Source organism: Sulfurovum sp., assembly GCA_026990595.1.
Lineage (GTDB): Bacteria > Campylobacterota > Campylobacteria > Campylobacterales > Sulfurovaceae > Sulfurovum.
The window spans coordinates 1-22,866 of record JALXCZ010000019.1 but is presented as its reverse complement, the minus strand read 5'-3'; the positions used below and the strand labels follow the sequence as shown (position 1 = coordinate 22,866).

At 38.2% G+C, this 22,866-nt stretch carries 26 protein-coding genes and 2 riboswitches; of the genes, 13 read left to right on the top strand and 13 right to left on the bottom strand.

The features are described 5' to 3' along the window. A partial coding sequence (locus tag MVE01_RS05110) for a type IV pili methyl-accepting chemotaxis transducer N-terminal domain-containing protein (RefSeq protein ID WP_472561095.1) occupies positions 1-250 on the bottom strand: 250 nt, incomplete at its 3' end. Between the two features lie 87 nt (positions 251-337). Next, a riboswitch (cyclic di-GMP riboswitch) is annotated at positions 338-412 on the bottom strand. Positions 413-608: 196 nt separating this feature from the next. On the opposite strand from MVE01_RS05110, the gene MVE01_RS05105 reads away from it, so the two are divergent. Continuing rightward, entirely contained in the window at positions 609-965 is a 357-nt protein-coding gene (locus MVE01_RS05105) for a c-type cytochrome (RefSeq protein ID WP_472561094.1), read from the top strand. A gap of 4 nt (positions 966-969) precedes the next feature. Here the strand turns inward: MVE01_RS05105 and MVE01_RS05100 are convergent, their stop codons facing one another. The 3 genes from MVE01_RS05100 to MVE01_RS05090 form a co-directional block, all read right to left on the bottom strand. Further along, positions 970-1,797, bottom strand: coding sequence for a DUF2231 domain-containing protein (locus tag MVE01_RS05100; RefSeq protein WP_472561093.1), 828 nt, complete (start codon positions 1,795-1,797; stop codon positions 970-972). Positions 1,798-1,859: 62 nt separating this feature from the next. Continuing rightward, on the bottom strand, positions 1,860-2,294 hold the full coding sequence (hemJ, locus tag MVE01_RS05095) for a protoporphyrinogen oxidase HemJ (RefSeq protein WP_472561092.1): 435 nt from the start codon (positions 2,292-2,294) through the stop codon (positions 1,860-1,862). A 2-nt stretch (positions 2,295-2,296) separates the two neighbouring features. Next, a complete protein-coding gene (locus MVE01_RS05090; RefSeq protein WP_472561091.1) occupies positions 2,297-3,844 on the bottom strand; it encodes an endonuclease/exonuclease/phosphatase family protein in 1,548 nt (515 codons plus the stop codon). A 140-nt stretch (positions 3,845-3,984) separates the two neighbouring features. On the opposite strand from MVE01_RS05090, the gene MVE01_RS05085 reads away from it, so the two are divergent. Further along, complete coding sequence (locus MVE01_RS05085) at positions 3,985-4,542, top strand: DUF937 domain-containing protein (RefSeq protein ID WP_472561090.1); 558 nt, start codon at positions 3,985-3,987, stop codon at positions 4,540-4,542. A gap of 69 nt (positions 4,543-4,611) precedes the next feature. Here MVE01_RS05085 and MVE01_RS05080 read toward each other — a convergent pair whose 3' ends face one another. After that, on the bottom strand, positions 4,612-5,058 hold the full coding sequence (locus tag MVE01_RS05080; protein ID WP_472561089.1) for a YidB family protein: 447 nt from the start codon (positions 5,056-5,058) through the stop codon (positions 4,612-4,614). A gap of 33 nt (positions 5,059-5,091) precedes the next feature. Next, positions 5,092-5,955, bottom strand: a complete 864-nt coding sequence (locus MVE01_RS05075) for a CvfB family protein (RefSeq protein ID WP_472561088.1) — start codon at positions 5,953-5,955, stop codon at positions 5,092-5,094. Positions 5,956-6,061: 106 nt separating this feature from the next. On the opposite strand from MVE01_RS05075, the gene MVE01_RS05070 reads away from it, so the two are divergent. Genes MVE01_RS05070 through MVE01_RS05060 form a run of 3 tightly spaced genes read left to right on the top strand, consistent with a single transcriptional unit; the run spans position 6,062 to position 8,236 of the window. After that, on the top strand, positions 6,062-6,523 hold the full coding sequence (locus MVE01_RS05070) for a DUF6524 family protein (RefSeq protein ID WP_472561087.1): 462 nt from the start codon (positions 6,062-6,064) through the stop codon (positions 6,521-6,523). A gap of 9 nt (positions 6,524-6,532) precedes the next feature. Continuing rightward, positions 6,533-7,819, top strand: a complete 1,287-nt coding sequence (locus MVE01_RS05065) for a hypothetical protein (RefSeq protein ID WP_472561086.1) — start codon at positions 6,533-6,535, stop codon at positions 7,817-7,819. A gap of 51 nt (positions 7,820-7,870) precedes the next feature. Further along, positions 7,871-8,236 (top strand): methionine-R-sulfoxide reductase, encoded by a 366-nt coding sequence (locus MVE01_RS05060; protein WP_472561085.1) that lies wholly within the window; start codon positions 7,871-7,873, stop codon positions 8,234-8,236. 52 nt (positions 8,237-8,288) lie between these two features. Here MVE01_RS05060 and dsbD read toward each other — a convergent pair whose 3' ends face one another. Beyond that, entirely contained in the window at positions 8,289-10,064 is a 1,776-nt protein-coding gene (gene dsbD / locus MVE01_RS05055; RefSeq protein WP_472561084.1) for a protein-disulfide reductase DsbD, read from the bottom strand. A gap of 151 nt (positions 10,065-10,215) precedes the next feature. Here dsbD and MVE01_RS05050 point away from each other — a divergent pair, with 151 nt between their 5' ends. Genes MVE01_RS05050 through MVE01_RS05035 form a run of 4 tightly spaced genes read left to right on the top strand, consistent with a single transcriptional unit; the run spans position 10,216 to position 14,462 of the window. After that, positions 10,216-12,147, top strand: coding sequence for a thioredoxin domain-containing protein (locus tag MVE01_RS05050; protein ID WP_472561083.1), 1,932 nt, complete (start codon positions 10,216-10,218; stop codon positions 12,145-12,147). Between the two features lie 49 nt (positions 12,148-12,196). Then, the gene (locus tag MVE01_RS05045; RefSeq protein WP_472561082.1) at positions 12,197-13,714 is read left to right on the top strand and encodes a DUF1538 domain-containing protein; all 1,518 of its coding nucleotides are present in this window, start codon (positions 12,197-12,199) and stop codon (positions 13,712-13,714) included. Continuing rightward, positions 13,711-14,061 (top strand): transcriptional regulator, encoded by a 351-nt coding sequence (locus tag MVE01_RS05040; protein WP_472561081.1) that lies wholly within the window; start codon positions 13,711-13,713, stop codon positions 14,059-14,061. Before MVE01_RS05045 ends, MVE01_RS05040 begins: the two co-directional genes overlap by 4 nt. 8 nt (positions 14,062-14,069) lie before the next feature. After that, positions 14,070-14,462: a CBS domain-containing protein gene (locus MVE01_RS05035; RefSeq protein ID WP_472561080.1), complete on the top strand. Its 393-nt coding sequence runs from the start codon at positions 14,070-14,072 to the stop codon at positions 14,460-14,462. Between the two features lie 2 nt (positions 14,463-14,464). On the opposite strand, the gene MVE01_RS05030 is transcribed toward MVE01_RS05035, so the two are convergent. Next, complete coding sequence (locus tag MVE01_RS05030) at positions 14,465-15,658, bottom strand: sensor histidine kinase (RefSeq protein ID WP_472561079.1); 1,194 nt, start codon at positions 15,656-15,658, stop codon at positions 14,465-14,467. Next, positions 15,615-16,268: a response regulator transcription factor gene (locus MVE01_RS05025; RefSeq protein WP_472561078.1), complete on the bottom strand. Its 654-nt coding sequence runs from the start codon at positions 16,266-16,268 to the stop codon at positions 15,615-15,617. Before MVE01_RS05025 ends, MVE01_RS05030 begins: the two co-directional genes overlap by 44 nt. A gap of 77 nt (positions 16,269-16,345) precedes the next feature. On the opposite strand from MVE01_RS05025, the gene MVE01_RS05020 reads away from it, so the two are divergent. Then, positions 16,346-16,522 carry a DUF6726 family protein gene (locus MVE01_RS05020; protein WP_472561077.1) on the top strand — a complete coding sequence of 59 codons (177 nt, stop codon included), beginning with the start codon at positions 16,346-16,348 and terminating at the stop codon, positions 16,520-16,522. Between the two features lie 4 nt (positions 16,523-16,526). On the opposite strand, the gene MVE01_RS05015 is transcribed toward MVE01_RS05020, so the two are convergent. The 4 genes from MVE01_RS05015 to rpsO all read right to left on the bottom strand — a co-directional run bounded on the left by MVE01_RS05015 (position 16,527) and on the right by rpsO (position 20,175). Further along, positions 16,527-16,826 carry a chorismate mutase gene (locus MVE01_RS05015; RefSeq protein ID WP_472561076.1) on the bottom strand — a complete coding sequence of 100 codons (300 nt, stop codon included), beginning with the start codon at positions 16,824-16,826 and terminating at the stop codon, positions 16,527-16,529. A 123-nt stretch (positions 16,827-16,949) separates the two neighbouring features. Beyond that, entirely contained in the window at positions 16,950-18,833 is a 1,884-nt protein-coding gene (gene dnaK / locus MVE01_RS05010; protein WP_472561075.1) for a molecular chaperone DnaK, read from the bottom strand. A 175-nt stretch (positions 18,834-19,008) separates the two neighbouring features. Further along, complete coding sequence (grpE, locus tag MVE01_RS05005) at positions 19,009-19,560, bottom strand: nucleotide exchange factor GrpE (RefSeq protein WP_472561074.1); 552 nt, start codon at positions 19,558-19,560, stop codon at positions 19,009-19,011. 345 nt (positions 19,561-19,905) lie between these two features. Beyond that, a complete protein-coding gene (gene rpsO / locus MVE01_RS05000; protein ID WP_472561073.1) occupies positions 19,906-20,175 on the bottom strand; it encodes a 30S ribosomal protein S15 in 270 nt (89 codons plus the stop codon). Between the two features lie 144 nt (positions 20,176-20,319). Between rpsO and MVE01_RS04995 the strand changes: the two genes are divergently transcribed. The 3 genes from MVE01_RS04995 to MVE01_RS04985 all read left to right on the top strand — a co-directional run. Beyond that, a complete protein-coding gene (locus MVE01_RS04995) occupies positions 20,320-20,718 on the top strand; it encodes an RrF2 family transcriptional regulator (protein WP_472561072.1) in 399 nt (132 codons plus the stop codon). Between the two features lie 2 nt (positions 20,719-20,720). Next, on the top strand, positions 20,721-21,770 hold the full coding sequence (locus MVE01_RS04990) for a DHH family phosphoesterase (protein WP_472561071.1): 1,050 nt from the start codon (positions 20,721-20,723) through the stop codon (positions 21,768-21,770). A 68-nt stretch (positions 21,771-21,838) separates the two neighbouring features. Next, positions 21,839-21,927, top strand: a riboswitch (cyclic di-GMP riboswitch). Between the two features lie 94 nt (positions 21,928-22,021). Next, the coding region (locus MVE01_RS04985) for a hypothetical protein (RefSeq protein ID WP_472561070.1) at positions 22,022-22,866 on the top strand (845 nt) is incomplete at its 3' end.

Sequence of the window (22,866 nt, the reverse complement as noted above, 5' to 3'; positions counted from 1 at the left end):
AAGAGATCAAAGCATTCATATGATCCTCAAAATCATCCACTGTTTTTTTCAGATCAACATTGGGGTTACCAAAGGTGTTCTGCATCCCTATCATAGCATAGTCTTTTAGCATACGCTGCGTGAACATCCGCTGTTTCCCTGCTATATCCACGGCAACGGAAAGGTTCTGTATCTCAATAGCAGAAACAGAACTCATTAACAGTAATAACAGCAAGAATACTCTTGTCCTTATTTTTTTATAGGTGAGCATCATAAATTCCTTTCATAGTGATATAGTAACAATAATAAAACTCGTGAAAAAGGGAAAAAAGAAGTAGAAGAAAATCCACTAACTCTTATTGGCGGTCTGGCGATCTACTGGATACCCATGACTTTCCGTCCTTACCTCGCGATAAGTTTGGCTTTTTCAATTATTACATAATTCATTATACTGCGTGTTGACTTAGTTAAATCTTATAAAAATCGTCTATATAAAACCAAGTTAATTTATGGATTTATATAACATTAGAAGAGTTTTTTTCTTTAAAAAATAGAGTAATTTCATGCTCTATTTCTTAATAATTTAAATTTTTCTGCTAAAATAATTAAAAAATGGAAGAACTTTATAAATGATGAAACAATTTTTACTTTTATTTACACTCTCAGTTACTCTTCTTGCTTCAAATGATGCAGAATCGCTTTATCTTAAAAATGCATGTAATTCATGTCATGGTATGTATGCAGAAGGGATGGGAACAGCTCCCAGACTTCAAGGGAAAAAAGAAGAAGTGCTTTTAAAGCGCCTTAGGGATCTTCAGCATGGGAGAACAAGAACAACATCCGGCTCTGTTATGATCTCTTTCGCCAAATCACTGGACAATAACCAGACCATTGCTATGGCAAAATACCTCTCATCGCTAAAAACTACTGTTGATCCGGAAAGATATGATGAGGAGTATGATCCTGCCGGAGACGGAGGATCATAGTGTATTAATGTGTAGCGATCTCAGGCTTTGTTGTTTCTATAGGAACAACTTCAACGGCTGATTGGGCTTTTTCTTTGATATCTGCTGCTTTTTCTTCTACTTTTTCTTTCATTTTATTTGCTGTATCTTTTACTTTTTCAACAGCATTGGCAGCTTTTTCTTTTACTTCATCTGCCTTCTCCTCAGCTTTTTGCTTTACAATGGCTGCTTTTTCTTCTACTTTTTGCTGTACTTCAGTTGCCTTTTCTTTTACTTCTTCCACAGCTTTTACTGCCGGTGCTGTCTTTTTACTCTCTTCCTGCAGATCTTCAAGCTCTTCTTTAAGATCATCAAGATCACTGTCAAGTTCCTGTACTTTCTGTACATTCACACCATACTCATAGACAAGCTCTCCACCATCTTTCCCCTGCTTAAGGATACCGGCAACAAATAGAATAAGTACCAACAGATAGAGTGCTTTCATTAAACCTCTCTGTATCATAGAAGAGAGTAACTTAAAGAGCAATACAACAATCGATGCGAACATTAAATAGGTACCTAAAAGCTTGTGTGCTTTAAGCTCACCCTGTGCAGCTTCACTCAGTAAAGGAAAAGCCTCTTTACCATCAGCACTACCTGTCATGTACGCAGCAATTGCTACAACGACTGTAAGTAAAAGCAAAAAGAATGAAGTAACACCTATCGCTTTCTTCTTAACGATCAGATTTACAATTTCCAATAAAAGTACGAGAACAGGTATTGCAATCAGAAAATGGTCTATTGGCGGATGCATCAAAAGCGGTATATCAAACGGGAGTTCGATCTGTGGTAATTTAATAGCTGGTAGTTCCATATGTCATTCCTTGAAATATTAAGATATAGAGATTATAACACAAAATTATTTAGTTGTATAGTTTAAAATGGTTTTACTACAACCATGATCACTATAAATATCATTAACAGTGTCGGGACTTCATTGTAAAACCTAAAATATTTTCCACTTTTATACTCTGGTTCAACAATGAGTTTTTTACGAATAGTATTCAGTGAAAAACTATAGGCAATCAAAATAGCCAATAAGAAAAGTTTTACATACATCCAATTGCCACTTTGAAAAATACCCGGATTCAAATAAAGCATCAAACTTCCTGAAAGTATAGTAGCCCACATTGCCGGTACCCCTATATAGGTATAAAGTTTATACTCCTGTATCTGTACCACTTCACCAAAAGCAATATTGTCTGAATGTTCCCTATGATAAATGAAAAGCCGTGGTAAATAAAACAACATTGCCATCCAACTTACAAAACTCATAACATGAAATGCCAATATCCAAGTGTAATATGCCATATTTATCTCTCCAGTATATCAAAATCTTTTTTGCTGTAGATCACCAGCTGTAATTTCTTATAATATCCTAGATGTGCATAGTGTATCTTTAGCTTTGAACCGTTTGATGGCGTAAAGCGCTTATTTTTGAAATGAATGGGGATTTTCATCCCATGCATATAAAGATTACGATTTCTATACATACCTGTTATATCTCTCAGAACCTCATTTTGTCTCATGATTTTGAGTGCTTGATAAAAAGCACTCAAAGAGACTCTGCCCTTTGCCTTAAGTACAACCACGTCTGTTACCTCTTTCAATCCTTTATAACTATGGATACTTTGTACTAGCAGATCATATTTCTTTCCCTCTTCCAAACCTTTTGCACAACCAAACAGAAAAATACCGCGGTCTTGGGGAGTCTGTTTGACAAGGGCATGATTGCCCCGTTTAAAAACAACCGTTGTATTTTCCAATTGAACCGGATACGTCAGATGTTCTAATCTATAAAAGTATTCTATTGGCTGGGTAACAACTCGATTTGAGATCTCTTTTGATCTGTCTGCTTTGTACGGTTTTGTATCAAAAAATGCAAAGACCGGCAAATGATCAGAATATCCTTTTGCCATATGTTTACCATGTTTATACTTCCAACTGTTAATGTATCCTCTTTTTGTAAAAAGATACGGCGCTTTAAAAACCTTAAAAGAGTCATTGACATAGTCTACTCCTTTACCGTCAAACATATTTGACGGAAGCAGAATATGATCCAAACTACTCTTGTTTCCATAAAATTTATGACTCCACCGTTGTTCAAAAGGCAGCTCCTGCCATGTGTCATAATGTATACCTTTTGCTCCTTCTAGCATCTGATTCTCCTGCACAAGCGTATGACCAATTGCAGTATGTAAAATATCTGTCAATGCTGTTTTGCCTTTGGTATCATTGAGTTTTTGATTTAGCGTGAGATGTGCATTGTAATCACTGTTAAGATCACCCAAAATGATATACTCCTTATATCGAGGCAGCACGTTTATTCTTCTTTGAAGTATTTTGGCATAGCGTATACGTTTACTCTCTACACCCTTTCTGCCTTTGGATTTCCAGTGATTGACAAAAAGAGTTAAAAGATTCCCTTTTATGTTGACTTCTGCTTCCAAAATGTTACGTACCAATGGTGAACTGCTTACCTCTAACTCTCTTTGATGAGCAATAGGAAACCGTGAAAGCAAAGCCACCTGAATGGGGGCACCTCTTTTATGCGTGATCGCACCATAGCGATACCTACACCCTACATGCTTAAGACGTTTTTGGAGTGCTTCAAAAATGGTACTGTTCTCCACCTCCTGCAACCCAAGAATATCTGCATCCAGGTCACAGATCACTTCAGCCGTGTGGTTTAGTTTTATCTCTACCATTCTTTTATTCCAGTTATGCCGTCCGGGAATATACTCTTTATATTCACTTCCCTGATAAGTTGCGTCAAAAAGATTTTCAACATTATAGGTAGCCACCTTGAAAGGTTTGGCAAAAAGCAATAGGGGAAATAATACTATCCATATAGATTTCAATCGTGCATCCTCCTTATTTTAGGGAATAGGTAATATTTTATCTAATTACAGAGTAATCCCTATAAAAAATGTCAAATTGTCATACAATTCTTACACAATTTTTACTATAATGAAGCTATCTTAACACTAAAGGAAAAAGAATGGCTGGATTAATAGACATGATCATCAACAACCCTGCAATTGCAGGAAGTATCGCAAATCAGATAGGTATAGATGTAGGAGATGCCGGTTCAATCATCGGTAAACTGGCACCTATTTTAATGGGTTCTGCAAAGAAAAATCTGCAAAGTGACAGAGATTCAGGTGATCTTTTAAAGCAAATAAGCAACAATCAATTCTCAGAAATGCTTGATAAACCCGAAGAGGCGGTAAAAAGAGATGATCTTACGAATATCGGTAATGATATTCTGGGACAACTGACAGGCTCCAAAGAAAACTCAAGAAATGTTGCAAAACATGTAGAACAGGAAACTGGTATGAGTGCTGACATTATTAAGAAAATGCTTCCTATGCTGGCACCCTTGGTGATTGGTGCACTTACTAAAAAAGCTGCACCCAGTATAAATGAGTATCAAAAGCAACCACAGGCACAATCTGGCGGATTGGAAAGTATTTTAACAGGATTAATCGACCAAGACCATGACGGTTCCATGATAGATGACGTTATGGGAATGGCTATGAAACATATTTTTTCATAACCTTTTAGGGTATAAACGCAGCAAATTATACTGCCTAAAGAGTGCGGTGGAAACCGCACCATGCAAAAATTATCCGAACATCTTTCCAAGCATATTCATGGCACCTTCAGCACCACCTACTTTGGCAAGCATCTCTTCAACCATAGAGTTTTCACCCGATGTCGCCTGATCAACTACCTGTGGTAAAGCATCTGCCAAAGCACCTGCTGCACTCTCTTCACTTAAGCCTAATTGAGAAGCAAACTCTGTGATCTTGTCTGAACCCAAAAGGTCTTTTACCTGATCGAGAGAAATAGAGGCATTTTCACCATTTCCAAGCCAGGAACCTACAATTTCACCTAAACCATTTTGAGATAGACCACTCACGAGTGAACTCAAATCAAGCCCGCCTTCACTGTTACCAAGCAGTCCACCAAGTGCATTGGCAATATCACCTACATCCAAACCTGTTGTTGCATCATCACTGTTACCTTGAATGAGAGAACCACCCACTTTTAAAAGATCCATTAAATCCATATCTTTCTCCTATATTAAGATAAGGGTAGTATATCATAAAAGTTTTATAGAATCTTCAAGCAGTTCTATCCTTTTATTCTCTATTAATTCCGTCAAAGTACGTTTAAAATTCTTCTTACTCAAGCCAAAAACTTTTTTGATCTCTTCCGCATCACTTTTATAGGTAAACGGCACTATCCCATCGGCTTCTTTTAAGAGTTGGATAATGGTACCTTCTGCTTCGCTTATTTTGGCATTTTTGCCTATGGGTTGCAGACTAAGGTCAAGTTTTCCATCTTTTCTCACTGTTTTAATGTACACTTTTTTTCTATCACCTACCTTGACATTTTCAAAGATCTCATTGCTAAAGAGCATCCCCTCATACTGGTTATCGGCAATGACTTTATAACCTAACGGTGTCTTGGCAAGGACGATCGCATCCATCACTTTGTTCTGATGCAGCCCCTTCGTCTCTCTATTGAAGTATTTACCGATTTTCTGCGTACCGTAGAGCCGTCCGGTCTGTTCATCCAGACAGATGCGTAAAATATATTTTTTACCAATATTAAAATACTCTTTTTGCTGTGAAAGCGGTACAAAAAGATCTTTAGGCAATCCCCAATTCACAAAGGCACCGTATGTCTTGTAATCCACCACGGTAAAATAACCATACTCTCCCAGTTTGGCATATGGCATTTTTGTGCTCGCTACAGGACGATCTTCACTATCGGTATAGACAAAAACATCCAAAAGTGACCCCATAGGCATTTCATCTTCCATAATATAGACATTGGGAAGCAGTACCTCTTCATAGTTTTTGGCTGAAAGGTAGTAGCCAAAATCTGTATCTCTTTCTATTTTAAGGGTATTGACCTCACCTATTTTGATCTGTTCATTTTGGATTTTTAATTCTGACATTGTGTGATTCCGTTTTTTTAAATGTTTCGTAATTCTCTACGATCATTGACATTATAACGTAATTTTTTTGCTATAATTTCCAAAACAAATAAGGACAACCCCCCCTATGCTACCAGGATTTTTAACAAAAACATCAACTACCAAATCAGGTAAAAAAGTAACTCATTTACAATGGTGGGTCACACTTGTCATGGCACTCGCACTTGCTATTGGAACATGGAACCCCACAGGACACCACTTCATCCATTATATTTCCAATGTAAAAGATATTTTTTCAGGCTTCAAACCTTTTGGCATACTCATTATGCTTGCACTTTGGCTGCTGGCTATCAAGTCTATCTTTCAAAGCCTTGGTTTTTTCGGTGCTATCATCACTACCATTATTATCGGTGCATTTATCTGGGGGTTGCAACAGTACCACATCATTGATGTTACCAGATTTGAACAAGCCGGCTGGGCCTCTACCATCGGTATTGGTCTGCTTATCTGGTTTGGGCTCAATGCTTCTATTATCTGGAAAAAGCTTACCGGTGTCTACACCACAGATGCAGCATCTGAAGATATGTAACCCATTTTTATGCGTAGACGATACAAAGCCCTGCTTGCTATAGTCATTCCAGTAGGTATCGTTTATGGTCTGAAATATACACACAGTGCCATCTACGAATGGCTTATGGGGTATATGTTTGCTATAGCACTGGTCTTTAAAGCAAGTATCCTCTCTTTGTGGTTTGCTTCCAAACTGAAAACCATTGCATTTTTAAAAAGCTTAACATTTATACAGGCCTCCTTGCTTCTTGTTAAGCGTTGGTTTTTAGACAATATCCTTACAAAATGGATCAAAGAGAATATCATTGATCATTTGATCGAGGGATTTAAAGATGTCAAAGAATTTTACGTACACCTCAACCTCAAAGCAAAACTGAAAAACCTTTTTAATATTTTTATTGGTCTTGCACTCATTCTTATTGCCATTTACTGGATTGGATATTTGGATAAACTGCTTGTTTTTGCACAGGTCAAGACCATTGCTTCTGCTCTCTTTGAAGGCATACTCACATTTGCAACAAAAATCACCTCTTCCATACTTTCCTGGTTTGCTTCTTCATGGCTGGCTCCTATTTTGGAAGTATTTGCACTAAGCTACCTGCTTACACTCTTAGAACGATGGTTCGGCACAAACAATCCTCTCTCACGTTTTTTTAACTTCATAGGAGACAAACTTAACCAGCTACTTTATTACATAGGGTTATTAAAAATAAAACATATTGACCCTATGGTGGAGTGTAAAGTCATCTCAAACTCCAAAAAAGTAGGAGACAAACTCACCCATATGATCAAGCATAAAAAAATTCGTGAAGAATACCGCTATTTTGAACGTTTTGAAAACATCATTATGAAAGGTCATATTGATGCCTATCACTCTTTTAAAGGTATGAAAGAGATTAAGGACAAAAAAGAGCTCTACGGGCTTATTAACAAAAAAACCAATGACAATATTGATATCGTTGCATACATCTCCCGTAATGCTATGGGTGTTCTTTTAGATGAAGGAGTAACCGATAGTTTTCATCATGATATATTCCTTTTGGAAAGTTTTGCCAGCCATCAGGAACATGGAGTAAAGGTCTATGATGAGAATGAAGACCCTGACCATATAGACCATACAGACTTTTGGGTACTCAATACCTCCAAATTTCCTGTTATCATGGGAAGTAAAAGCAAAAATTTTGAAGAGGAGTGTGTTTTCCCTCATGGACTGAGACTCATCAAAACAGAAAAATCTTTCTCTTACACATCAGGCGATGTCTATGGTGAATATGAAGGGGTGAGAGTAAGTGTTACTGCTGTTGAGAGAATTTAATACAAAACAAAGCAGCGTATAGTAAACTATGAAAAAATTAAGGACTAGGCTATGCCATACAATGAACTCAATGAAGAAGAAAAACAAATCATACTAAACAAAGGAACAGAACGTTCTTTCACAGGAAAATTCTGGGATCATAAAGAGGAGGGAATGTACACCTGCCGTCAGTGTAATGCCAATCTCTTCCCCTCAGATGCCAAGTTCGATTCCGGTACAGGCTGGCCGAGTTTTGATGATGCTGTAGAAGGTGCAGTACGTGAAGTACCTGATGCAGACGGTAGACGTGTGGAAATAGTATGTGCAAACTGCGGGGGACACCTTGGGCATGTCTTTAAGGGTGAGAGAATGACAGAAAAAAGCACACGTCACTGTGTTAATTCTGTCTCTTTGGATTTTGTGGCTAAAGAGAATTAGATTCAAAAAAAAGGGGGGGGAATAGGACTGAAGTCTCTGCTTCTATCACATACTATTTGACAACACTCTTCAAATGCTTTGTAAAATCCTCAGGAGAGATAAATCCGGTCAAAGACTTTTCAGGCATATACTTATTTGCTTTGTCAAAAAAGATAATATTGGGCGTACCGAAAAGTTCAAACTTTTTAAGCAGTGCTTTGTCCTCTTTGCTATTGGCAGTAAGGTCTACCTGTATAAACGTAAAGTTTTTTAACTGCTCTTTAACTCTCGGATCAGGGAAAGTAATGTGTTCCAGTTCTGCACAGGCAGTACAGGAGTCTTTACCAAAATCCACTACCACAGGCTTGGAAGAAGCTTTTACCTCTTTCATAAGACGTGCTACCGAGTAACCCAAATGTCTGTTGTTATCGGCTTTAGTTTCAACCGTTCCTTTAACACCTGAAGTAAACTTTTCAAATGGATTTAAAATGGAGTTCGCTCCGCTTAGCGCACCAATAAAAAGTGATGCACCGTAAAGCAGAAAAACCATTGCCAAAAGCTTAAAGAGCTTCATCATCCCTTCCCCTGCTTTACTTTCAAAAACACCCATATAGAGTGCTGAACCCATAAAGAGCAGAGACCAGAGGATCATTGTAATACTATCTGGAAGAATACGTCCAAGCATGAAGATAGCCAGTCCAAGCATCATCACACCAAAGACCTGTGACACTGCTGTCATCCAGCCACCAGGCTTTGGCATGAATTTTCCTGCACCTATCCCTACCAGAAGGAGCGGTACACCCATCCCCATACTCATTACAAAAAGTGCTACACCTCCAAGCAGTGCATCTCCTGTATGTGATATAAACAAAACTGCTCCTCCCAACGGCGGTGCCACACACGGTCCAACAATAAGAGCTGAGAGAAGTCCCATGACCGCTGTACCTATAATGCCGCCTTTTTGTCCTGCTTCATCACTGGCGGCAGATATTTTTGACTGCCAGGATGCCGGAAGTCCTATTTCATAATAACCAAACAAAGAGAAGGCCAAGGCTACGAACATTGCCGCAAAAATCGTAAGTACCCAAGGGTTCTGCATCGCTGCCTGAATGTCTGCTCCAAGTAGTCCCGCTATTACTCCAACGACTGTATAGGTTAAAGCCATAGAAACCACATAAATCAAAGAGGTAAAGAATGCTTTTGCCACACTTGGTTTTCCCTCTCCTGACTGTGAAACAATGATTGATGAAAGAATAGGAATCATAGGAAAGACACATGGCGTAAGCGCCAGTAAAAGCCCAAAGACAAAGAAAAGAATAATAATAAAAAATGAACTTTCACTTCCCAGAACATCTGCGATCTTAGCTGTATTTTCCTCTTTTGTAAGAGATGAGATCTTATCAAATATACCTAATTCTGCACCTTTAAAGTGAAAGGATCTTTTGATCGGCTGGTAACAGATACCTACATCTGAGCAGCCTTGAAACTCTATCTCCAACGTGTAGTCACCTTTAACTCTGGAAGTTATCTTTTTGATGGGAATGGTAACTTTTAGTTCTTTTGTATAGACTTTATCACCGTCAAGTTCGTGTGCTTTTGGCTTATTGACTGCAAGTTCTACGTTAGAAGGTGAAATGATCCTGTAATGCAGGGAATCATCATAAATGTGTATTTTGTCTGCCATTGTGATCTTGGTATCTATAACATCATTTTTTTTAACCGCCTCTACTTGAAATGCCACTTCCGGTGGTAAAAATTTCTGTTTTTTTACGGCAGAATCAAATCCTGCAAAAGCAAACGTGCCCCAAAACAGGCTTGCTAAAAGTAACATTCTGAAAATATTTCCCATTTTTCCTCTTCTCTCTTTGAAATTTTATACAATTATATTATGATATGTGTGTATAGGTTGTGCAATATACACATAAATTGCAAAACTATAACGCATTATAGTCAACCGAATATTAACCTAAAACTTTCAAAAGCAAAAATAAGGTCAAATGATGTCTAACCATCTCAAAAACGAACACTCTCCCTACCTGCAACAACATGCAGACAATCCTGTAGACTGGTACCCCTGGGGTGAAAAAGCATTCCAAAAAGCCCAAAAAGAGCACAAACCCATCTTCCTTTCCATCGGCTACAGCTCCTGCCATTGGTGCCATGTAATGGAGCATGAATCCTTTGAAGATGAGAAAACAGCTGCACTTTTAAATAAATATTTCATTGCCATTAAAGTAGACAGGGAGGAACGTCCCGATATTGATAAACATTTTCAGGATGTTTATCAACTGATGAACGGTCGCCCGGGAGGCTGGCCTACTTCTATTTTTCTCACCGAAGATCTTAAACCGTTCTACTCGGCAACCTACATACCAGATGAACCGAAATACGGGATGATGAGTTTTACATCTTTACTGGAAGTTGTGGCAGACAAATATAAAAATGATAAAGTTACTCTGGTCGACGAAGCAGAAAAGGTATTGAGGCATCTTAATCCCAAAGAGGATAAGATTCAGGCAACTAAACTTGATGAGAGTATCATAGGAAGAGTTACAGAGCAGGCAAAACAACTTTTTGACAACCAGGACGGAGGGTTCAATAAAGCACCCAAATTTCCTCAAGCCTCAACTTTGGATCTATTGTTGGATGTCTATAAACTCACAGGGGACAAAGAGACACTGAATATGGCATTGTTCTCACTCTCTTCTATGGCCAGAGGCGGTCTTCGTGATCTTATTGATGGAGGATTCTGCCGTTACTCTACAGACAATGCATGGCTGGTACCTCATTTTGAGAAGATGACCTATGATAATGCACTGCTAAGCAGTGTCTACATCAAAGCTTACCATGCTACAGGCAATGACTTTTACAAAAATGTTGCTTTTGAGACGCTGGACTTTATGCTGGAAAAGATGAGTGAAGAGAAGCTCTTTTACTCTGCCTCTGATGCCGACACAGAAGGGGAAGAAGGGAAATATTTTGTCTATAGTTATGACAAAGCCCTACGCTCCTTTGAAAAAGAAGGTATCCCAAACAAAGCCCACAAAAAATTGACTGCTGCACTACACATTACCACAGAAGGAAACTTTGAAGGTAAGAACATCGTACGTGTGGATGACCCCACATCCATTAATATTCCCTATTACAAAGAAGCGATAGAAGCACTTAAGAAACGTAGAGAAAAACGTACCTATCCTTTCATCGACAAAAAAGTGATCGTCTCATGGAATGCAATGATGGTTACCTCACTCTTTAGAGCAAGTAGAGTAGAAAGCCGTTTTTTAAAACCTGCAATGAAATCACTCGACAGACTGTTAAGCACTATGTACATCAATTCTCAGCTTTTCCACTCTACACTTATAGGAAAAGTACCAAAGATCCATGCATTTTTGGAAGATTACGCCTATTTGAGTGAAGCACTTATAGAAGCCTATGAGAGTACTTTGGATGAAACATATCTCATTACTGCCCAAAAACTGGCAAATAGTGCTATAGAAAAATACTATGAGAACGGAAAGTGGAAGTTCAGCAGAGGTGAGTTCGAGACCGATGCGGATATCTATGACAGCTCTTACCCCTCTTCAGTCTCAACCATGCTTTCTGTACTCTACTCTATCAGCTCTTTGGTAGACATTGTATACAAAAAATTTGTTTTTAAAACACTCGAGATATATTCTTATGATGTTATGAGACAACCCATTTCTACACCCAAAATGAGCAAAATGGTCATACGCTATCTCAGAGATGACATCATCATCAAAGCCAAAGAGAAGAAGCTCAAACTGCATATTACCGATATAGACAAACTTCCATACCCATTTATCCTTATTAAAGCCGATACGAATGACGGCTATATGCTCTGTAATTCCAACAGCTGTTTTGGAGACGAAAAAGAGTTTGACGGGATTGTAAAGATCTTGGAGAAAAGATAATTGTGTAACCTATGCGCTTGATTAACACATCTCTTGGCTATAATAGTTTATGAAAGCAAGCTTAAAGATATTTGCAGGAGATCTAAAGAACTCTTTTAAAGACCTCCTTCCCATTATCATTGTTGTAGCACTTTTTCAGGGACTGATTATCCAAGCTATACCAGAAAATCTTATCTCTATTGCTATAGGATTGAGTATTGTGGCTGTAGGTCTTGCCCTCTTCATCCGTGGACTGGAACTGGGGATCTTCCCCATCGGTGAGGGACTTGCTGTAGACTTTGCTCGAAAAGGCTCTGTCTTTTGGCTTCTTACCTTTGCCTTTACTATTGGTTTCTCCACAACAGTCGCAGAACCTGCACTTATCGCCATTGCAGACAAGGCAGCACTTATTTCACATGGCCTTGTTGATGCTTTTTGGCTTCGTATGACCGTTGCATTTTCTGTAGGTTTTGCTATTGCATTGGGTACCCTGCGTATCTTGCTTGGTCATCCTGTCGCATATTACATCATCAGCGGATATATCTTAGTGGTCATTATCACTTTTTTTGCTCCCAAGGAGATCATCGGTCTTGCCTATGACTCTGGCGGCGTTACCACCTCTACTGTGACAGTACCGCTTGTAGCCGCTTTAGGTATTGGACTTGCTTCAAGTATCAAAGGGAGGAATCCTGCCATTGACGGGTTTGGTCTCATTGCCTTTGCATCACTTACTCCTATGATATTCGTACAGGTCTATGGCATCATTGTCTACAATTTTATGGATGCTCCTGTTATACTACAAGCAGCTACTACCACAATAGCAAAACATCATAAAACCGTAACCTACATTTTTTCTGCTTATGATACTTTTATGGAACTCATCGGTGTCATCAAAGATGTAGCTCCTATTTTGATAGTGATCTTTTTTTTCCAATATATCATCATTAAAAAAGCCATAGCACACTTGCACAAGATTATCACTGGTATTGTTATGGTCATTTTGGGGCTCTATGCATTTATTATGGGACTAGAGATGGGACTTTTCCCTATAGGCGAAACGATCGCTTTTCAGCTGACAGAAATGAAGAATGATCTGCTCATCTATCTTTTTGCATTTCTTATAGGATTTTCTACCACTATGGCAGAACCTGCCCTACTTGCCATTGCCATTAAGGCAGAAGAGATCAGTGAAGGAAACATTAAACAAAATATACTTAGAATGGTAGTAGCACTTGGTGTTGCTATAGGCATAGGACTTGGTGCCTATCGTATCGTGGCAGGGGATCCTATTCACTACTATATCATCGCCGGATATAGTATGGTGATTATTTTTACCTATTTCGCACCTAAGTATATCGTACCTATTGCCTATGACAGCGGCGGAGTGACAACTTCTACTGTGACTGTACCACTGGTAGCAGCTTTGGGCTTGGGTCTGGCAGAAAATATAGAAGGCAGGAACCCTCTCATAGACGGGTTCGGACTTATCGCCTTTGCATCACTTTTCCCTATGCTTACCGTCATGGGATACGGCATACATGCAGAATATTATAAACGTAAGAAAATCAAAAAAAAGGAGAGCATATGAAATTTATAGCATTGGTTGCAGTCCTACAGGACAAAGATGAAGAGGAGTCCATAAAGGTAGCCAAAGAAGCAGGTGCCGGATCTGTCACAATTTTACATGGCAGAAATATCGGACTTAAAGAAAAAAAAGTTTTTTTTGGTCTGACACTTGAAGAGAATGTCTCTGCCCTGCTTTTCATCCTTCCTAGAAAGCTCTCAATGAAAGTGATGAAAGCATTACGTGTCAGGTTCGATCTTGACAACCCTGAGAACAGCGGATTTGCATTTACCCTGCCACTCAGTCATGTTGCAGGACTTGATACAGAAGAGTTACATACGTTTGAAGACAACATTAAAACAATGATATAGGAGAAAATATGTTAGTAAAAGAGATTATGACATCTAAAGAAAAACTGGTAAGTGTATCACCTATGGCAACTGTAAGAGAAGCTCTCAAGCTCATGCGCGCATATAAAGTACGCTCCGTAGTCGTAGAAAAATCTTCACCAAATGGTGCTTATGGACTGGTAACGTTTAAAAACATCCTACAAAGTATCGTTGCAGAAGATGGCGACATTGATCTTCTAAATGTCTATGACATTGCTGCAACCCCAGCTATCTCTGTCTCTACCGAACTTGATGTAAAGTATGCCGCACGCATGATGGTAACCAACAGTATCAAACGTCTGCTTGTCATAGATAATAATGAACTTTATGGTATTCTGACCATGTCAGATATTATCGGTATCTTAATGGACAGTGTCGAATAAAGCTATTTTTTAACTTTAGGAAAGGTTAGGATAAAGGTACTCCCTTCTCCCTTTTTTGACCTCAATCCCAACTTTATTTTATACTTTTTACAAATAGAAAGTACAATACTCAACCCTATACCAAACCCTCCACGCTCATCATTGGCACGATTATAGCGTTTAAAAATATCTTCTTGTACTTTTTTATCAATACCTATACCGGTGTCTTGTATACTTAAAACACTATTTTTAAATGTAATAGTAATACTATCATCTACATCACTGTATTTAATTGCATTGGATAGTAGATTATCTATGAGCCTATGAGCTGAACTTTTGGGCATAAACACTTCTGTAGAATCAAGATCGAGTTCTACATGCAAATGTTTTGAGTCTATCAACTCTTTGACATACCCGACACGTTCTTTAACTATGTCAGAAAAACAGAGCAATTCAGAAGGTTCAACTTTTCCTTCCAATCTATAAGTAAGTGAACTGTACATAACACTTAGACGCTTGGCACTTGCTTCCAGACGTTTCATCTTTTTGGGTTCGACTTTTTTAAGGGACTGGGTCGTCATCAATATGGCAGAAATAGGGGTATTAAGTTCATGGGTCGTATCGGAAATGAATTTGTCCAAAGATTCTATCTGTTCTCTCACGGGTTGTAAAAAAAGTCTTCCAAGAAAATATCCTACTATTCCCATCAGGAGAAAAGAGAATACCAGATATCCTATGATCTTCAGACGTAGTTCATGGAATGTTTTTGCAAGATTATTCTCTTTAAGCACGATATATCGTATGCCCATATGTTCACTTTTATCCTCTGTGACCGTATAACATTTCATATTCTCTACAAAAAAATCTGTATCAAATCTTTTTACTTCATTGATCTCTGTATAATACGGTTTTCTATTTTTATCATAATAGCCCACTTGAAAGCGACAATGTTTTAATGTTTTTAAAAATGCTACAGGAGGTCTCTTTTCTTTGTTTTTCATAGCTTTCATAATGATCTTCGATGAGATCATACGTGCCTGATACATCATTTCAAACTTCATAGCACTCAACATGGCAGCACGGTTGTTCTCAAAGAACAGATATCCGATAATGGCAAGCAGCACAAATACTGATGAGAGATAAAGAGTCAAAAAACGAAAAAGTGATCTACGCTCATAGGATGTTAAAACGATAACCTTCTCCTTTAATGTTGTCAAAATACTCTTTATGAAACATTTTTCTCAAATTCTTGATATAGGTCCGGATCGTAGCATGTGTAGGCACATTCTCATCATTCCATACATTTTCTATGATCTCATCACATGAGATGATCTTTCCGGTATTACGAACAAAATATTCTAAAACCTGTGCCTCTTTCTGCCTCATCTCTATAATTTTATCTTCCAATACAATCTGATGTGCCTTGGGAATGAATTTCATACCATCAAACTCTATCTCTTCCTGCAATCTGTGTACTTTGACAATATGCTCTATGCGGGCATACAGTTCTTCAAGTTCAAACGGTTTTTTCAAATAATCATCTGCACCCAGATCAAAGCCTTTTTTAAGATCATCGATCCCTGCAAGAGAAGTAATGTAAATCGCCGGTGTAGTGTTACCAATTTCACGTAAATAAGAGAGTATTTCAAACCCGTCTATATTAGGAACATTCACATCGAGCAATAACATATCATAAGTACCATCCCCAATAGCATCCAATGCTTTTTCACCATCAAAAAAACTTTCAACTTTATAGCCATTTTCAACAAGAAACTCTTCTATGATCTCCTGCAGTATTACATCATCTTCGAGCAACAATATTTTCATACCTATCCTTTTACACACTTATTGTAGCATATTGTCTGTGTAATGGAATACACAATACGTTATGCTATAATGCCGCCATGCAAAAATTAACAATACTTTTAATAATGATTATGATTTCAATGTCCGGATGCACACAAATAGTTACAGCTCCTATTAAAATAGCAGGTGCTGCAGTCAGTGCAACGATCGATGTGGCAGGCAGTGCTGCACATGCTGTTGCTGGTTCAGATGATGATGAAGAGAAAGAAGATTAAAAATTTAAAAACTTTTCGCATTGTTGAATTCAGCTATCTCACTCTCTACCATTCCATCGATCATACGGACATAGAGATCATTAATGAGATTTGGAGAGAGATCCAGTGAGATCGCCTGTTCTCTTACTCTTGAGATGACTTCAGAGATCCTTGCTTCAGCTTTTACTTCATCTACACTTGTTTTGAAATGTGCTATTTGTTTAATGTAATCATTACGTTTTGCTATAAGTTTTACGATTTCATCATCTACTTTATCTATCTCATTTCTTGCTTCTTCTAATGTGTTGCAGTGTTTCGTTTGCATTGTCTCATCCTTAGGATAGTTCTTGGAAATATTATAGCTTAAAATGGATTAATTGGGGAGGAAATATGTGGAGAATCTCTCCTGCAGAAGGAGAGATTCTAAAAGTAAAGTAGCATTCTTGTTTTATTCTACTTCAGCATCGATGACATCATCATCGTCTGCTTTTTTTGCACCCTGGTCAGCACCTGGCTGGGTACCTTGTTCTTTTGCATACATTGCTTCAGCAAGTTTGTGTGACTTTTCTGTCAATGCTTTTACTTTCTCTTCGATCTGCTCTTTTGTTGCAGAATCATCTTTAAGTACAGTTTCAAGCTCTTCGATCGCACTTTCAATATTTGCTTTTTCTGTCGCATCAAAGTTTTCACCAAGGTCACTCAATGACTTTTTAGTCTGATGCACAAGTGCATCTGCCTGGTTTCTAGTTTCAACTATTTCTTTTCTTTTTTCATCTTCAGCTTTATGTGCTTCAGCATCCTGTACCATTTTTTCGATCTCTTCATCAGAGAGTCCTGACGAACCTGTAATCTTGATCTCTTGTGATTTTCCTGTTCCTTTATCCTGTGCTGATACCGTTAGGATACCATTTGCATCAATATCAAAGGTTACTTCAATTTGCGGTACACCACGTGGAGCTGCCGGAATATCTCTTAGTTCAAACATACCAAGTGACTTGTTGTCTTTTGCAAACTCTCTCTCACCTTGAAGTACATGAATACTTACGGCAGGCTGATTGTCTTCTGCTGTTGAGAATACCTGTGACTTCTTCGCCGGGATCGTTGTGCCTTTTTCAATAACTTTTGTTGTGACTCCGCCAAGTGTTTCAATTCCAAGACTTAACGGTGTTACATCAAGCAGAAGTACATCTTTTACATCACCTGCAAGTACACCACCCTGAATCGCAGCACCAAGTGCAACTACTTCATCAGGGTTCACAGATTTGTTAAGCTCTTTTCCAAAGTATTTCTTAACCTCTTCCTGTACAAGCGGTACTCTTGTTGAACCACCGACCATTACCACTTCTTTGACATCATTCTTGCTGAGACCTGCATCTTTCAGTACAGATTCGATTGTTGTGATCGTATTTGCAACAAGATCACCAATAAGTGACTCAAACTTTGCTCTTGTAATTTTGGTTACCAGGTGTTTTGGTCCGGATGCATCTGCTGTGATGAACGGAAGATTTATCTCTGTCTCCGTTGAACTGGAAAGCTCTTTTTTTGCTGCTTCTGCCGCATCTTTGACTCTCTGTAACGCCATTACATCTGCTTTGATATCTATGCCTGTCTCAGATTTGAACTCATCTGCCACATAGTCGATGACACGGTTGTCAAAGTCATCACCACCAAGGAATGCATCACCACCGGTCGCCATTACTTCAACCACACCATCACCAGTCTCGAGTGCAGTCACATCAAAAGTACCTCCACCAAGGTCATAAACTACAATTTGTTCAGATTCTTTTTTGTCTAATCCGTATGCAAGTGCCGCAGAGGTTGGTTCATTAATGATCCTGAGTACATTAAGACCTGCAATGGTTCCTGCTTCTTTAGTTGCTTTTCTCTGTGCATCATTAAAGTATGCCGGAACAGTAATAACTGCATCTGTAACAGTTTCACCAAGGTATGCCTCTGCATCTTCTTTCATCTTCATGAGTACTTTTGCAGATATCTCTTGCGGGGTATAGGTTTTACCAGCGACTTCAATAGCACATGCACCATTCCTGTCGATAACATGGTAGGGAAGTCTCTCTTTTGCTTCTGCTGCCTTTGGTTCATCACACATAAGCCCCATAATTCTTTTGATAGAATAAATAGTCTTTTCCGGGTTTGTTACAGCCTGTCTTTTTGCCGATTCCCCAACAAGTACTTCACCCTTGTCAGTAAATGCTACAATAGAAGGTGTTGTGTTTTTACCCTCTTTGTTTGCAATGATTGCTGCTTCACCATTCGTATATACTGCCATTGCAGAATTCGTTGTTCCTAAATCTATTCCTAATACTTTTCCCATATTCTTTTCCTTTTTTATTTATTTTATATTTTCTAAATTAACTATGTAAGTATAATAGGTTTTCTCATTTTTCAATGCTACCTAAGTTGCATAGTCCATCTTACGTTATAAATGCACTCCAAGCTCGTGTTATACCCGGTTCCGTACCACAATAACGTGACATCTGGTTATGTTTTTATTTACAAGTACTCACCATTGCGGGTCTCAAGACTCTGTCTTTGATCGTATAGCCCTTCTGCATTACTTGTACAATATCACCGCTTTTATGTTTATCACTCTCAACCTGCATGATCGCCTGATGCACTTCCGGATCAAATTCACCTTCACAGACTATTTCTTTAATATGGTTCTTTTCCAAAACTTTTCTAAGCTGTTCATAGGTGAGTGATACACCCTCTTTCATCTTTTCTAAAACTTCAGAGCTATGTTCTTCATCAGCACCTTCAATGGAATTCAACGCATTTTCAAAAGAGTCGATCACTGCTAAAATATCTTTTGCAAAACTCTCATTTGCATAAGCTACAGCATTCATTTTATCTTTTTCCAAGCGTCTCTTCGCATTTTCAAAGTCAGCATGCGCTCTTAGGTATTTATCTTTATACTCTGCAACTTCTGCCAGTGCAGCTTCTAAAGGGTCTACTTCTGGAGTCTCCCCTTCACTAACCTCTACTTCTGTTTGTGCTTCAGCCTGAGTTTCTTCAAGATTTTCCTGTTCTTCTTGACTCACTGTCAGACCTCCTTTATATGAAATATTGCATCACAATTTCAATGCTTAAAAAGATTATACAACATTGAGTGCTTCTTTGTCAAGTATATACTTAAAATTTAAAATTTAATAAACTTTAGTCATATTGACTAAAGTTATAAATATTTTCAACTTCTATAAGATATGGATAGAATAATCAGAGGGGTTAATTTCTATTTTGTACTGTAACAAACATAGAAAAGAGTAACGGGGGGAGAATCATAAATGTGTATTTTAAATGGTAATATGAAAAATAAAGAAGTAGTTTTTTGAATTTAAAAAGGTGTTGTCGGGAGACAACACCCTGCGATAGATAATATTAGAAACTTAGTTTCTAATACCTAGATCTGCTTTGATAGTGTTCCATCTTGCAAGATCTGTATTTTTAAGATATCTCATAAGTCTTCTTCTTTGACCAACTAATTTAAGCAGTCCAAGTCTTGAAGAGTGATCTTTCTTGTTTGTTTTAAGGTGTTCTGTAAGGTAAGTAATTCTCTCTGTTAAAAGTGCTACTTGTACTTCTGTTGAACCTGTATCGTTTTCGCCTCTTGCGTATTTAGCAATAATTTCTGCTTTTTTCGCCTGATCTAAAGCCATAATGACCTCCTGATTGGTATTTGATTCTCGTAAATGAGTCCGAAATCATAGCATAATAACCTTACCTGCCCCTTAGATAATAGTATTGCTAGTATTAATGTATATTAGAGTAAAATACTCCTAATTGATAATGAAGGTTAAACAATGTTATTAACTCGTGCAAGTGAATATGCCCTACTCTCTTTAGACAGTATACGAAAATCAGACAAACCTATCGGTGCGGAACAGTTAGCCAATGAACTTAATATTCCTAAAAGTTTTTTAGCCAAGATCCTGCAGAGTTTGGCAAAACAGGGAATTTTAGAGTCAAGAAAAGGTGCACACGGCGGTTTTGTACTTGCACAAAAAGTTGATGAGATCACGATTAACAGTGTCATTCTTGCAGCTGAAGGCAAGCCACCTGCAGTCTTTGACTGTGTCAGTTACTCTGAAACCTGTCCCCACGGCGCTATAGGAACTTGTGCTATTTCTCCATTTTTAGCAAATTTTCAGACAAAGATAGATGATTTCCTCAATGGTCTTACGCTAGGGGACATACTATAAATATGCAGCAACACGTTTACCACTTATCCCATATTGACCTTGACGGTTATGGATGTCAATACCTTACTGCCCAATGCTTTGAGAAGATAGAATGCTACAATGCCAACTATGGACCCGAAGTTACCGCACGTCTCGCAGAAATGGTCAAAAAAATCGAACAGGACAAGTTTGTTCAGGGAGAGAAGATAAAACCTCTCATCCTCATCACCGATCTGAACCTTACTACAAAAGAAGGCTCGTGGATAGAAAAAGAAGCGATCCGCATAGGCGCGAAACTTCAACTTCTGGATCACCATGCTACAGGAGCAAATGCCGCAGAACGTTTTGCATGGTATAAGCTGGACACAACCCGTTGTGCTACACTCATTACCTATGACTGGCTACAGACACATTATGGGTTTGATAAAGAAAATAATTTAACACGTATTGTTCAAGCTATCAATGCCATAGATATTTGGGTGAGTGATGATGCACTTTTTGAATATGGGAAAGTGATGCTGGGAATGATCTCCGGAGCAAGAGAGATAGGTCGTATACTTTTCCCTGATCAAGACAGAGCCTTTAAACTCTCCCTGATCGATGCTGCCAAAAATAGAGTAGATGAAGAAGATGCTCCTATTAAACTGGATGATGACCTTCACCAGATCAAAAAATCTTTCTTCATTAAAACAAAAAATGATACCAAAGACAATCTTGTAGCTTACTATGTTACGGATCTGCTTACTATAGACAAACAACGTCTTACCATAGACTATAAAGGCTATAAGGGCATCTTAGGCTACAATGTAGGTAACTCTTCGCTTATAGGTAATGCCTGTATGGTTGCCAATCCTGAGTATGACTTCTATATGGATGTCAACTTTAGAGGAAATTTCTCTTTACGCAGTAACAATAAAATGGATGTATCCCAAATGGCAGCCCATATAGGAAACGGCGGGGGACACCCCAACGCAAGCGGTGGGAAAATAGACGGTTACAAAGACTCTTTTGTCTATGCGGATGTACGAAAGTTCGTGCAAAAGTATATTGATGAGAAAATCAATATAACATAATAAATGCCGATATTTTTGTGTTGCTTCTCTAAAAACAGGAGTAATACTATGGTAATGTTTTTCAACTAAAATACCAAAGCTAAACCTATCGTGAGATAGGGGCAGAAAGCTATGGGTCTTTTGTCTCTATGTGGTAAAAGATCGCCAAGTTGCCTATAAAAATATAGTACTTATTTTAGTAATACTTCTTTATTCTTTAAGCTCTTACTGCTTTTGTCCTTCTCTCTACTATATCAAACTAAAGGATTTTCATGCGCAATTCACATGCTCTTATAAGATGGATCTCGATCCTCTTTATCTCGCTGCTCTTAACAAACTGTGGAGGTGGTGGTTCCGGTGCCGCTACCACGGGTACTACTACAGGCGGTACTCCGACAACCACTGGAGGAGGAACTACTTCTACAACTACAGATGATGAATTTTCACAATCAGAATATAAAGGCCTTACTTTCTATTATAAGAATATGCCTTCATCTGACTATACATTAAAGCAGTTGACCAATGCTGAGTTTAATGCTTTAAATAAATCACAGAAGCTGCAAGTTGCAGACAAACTTCTAAGTACACTCTTTTTTGGCTATCCATTGAAAGCACTTCAAGAAAAAATTGATTCCGGTAATTTTATTGATACTGTTAAGAATGGTTTAGATGAAGAGACTACAGATAAAGCATGGTTGGAAAACTATATTTTAGATGAAGATAAATTTACCCAATACGATAGATGGAATGAACCTCAAGCTATTACTATCTTAAGTCGTTTCTATGCAATGAAAAATCTTGACAGTTACTTTTTTAAAAACTGGGTTGCCTATATACTTACCCAGACTATCATGTTTTCTCCAGCTTATGAACTTGAATCTACGCATACTCCCAATATTTCCAGAGTTTACAATCGTCTTGTTACAATGCTGGGTGTAGACAGTGGTATGCGCTATATTGCTTATGTACACATGATGAGTGAAGACAATTGGAGACGTTTTAGAAGTCCTGAAGACAACGGTAGAGAAATGATGGAAATATTTACACTGGATCAGGATGATAAACATGTACCTATAGCTGGACAAGCATTAAAGAACTGGAAACTCAATACAGACAG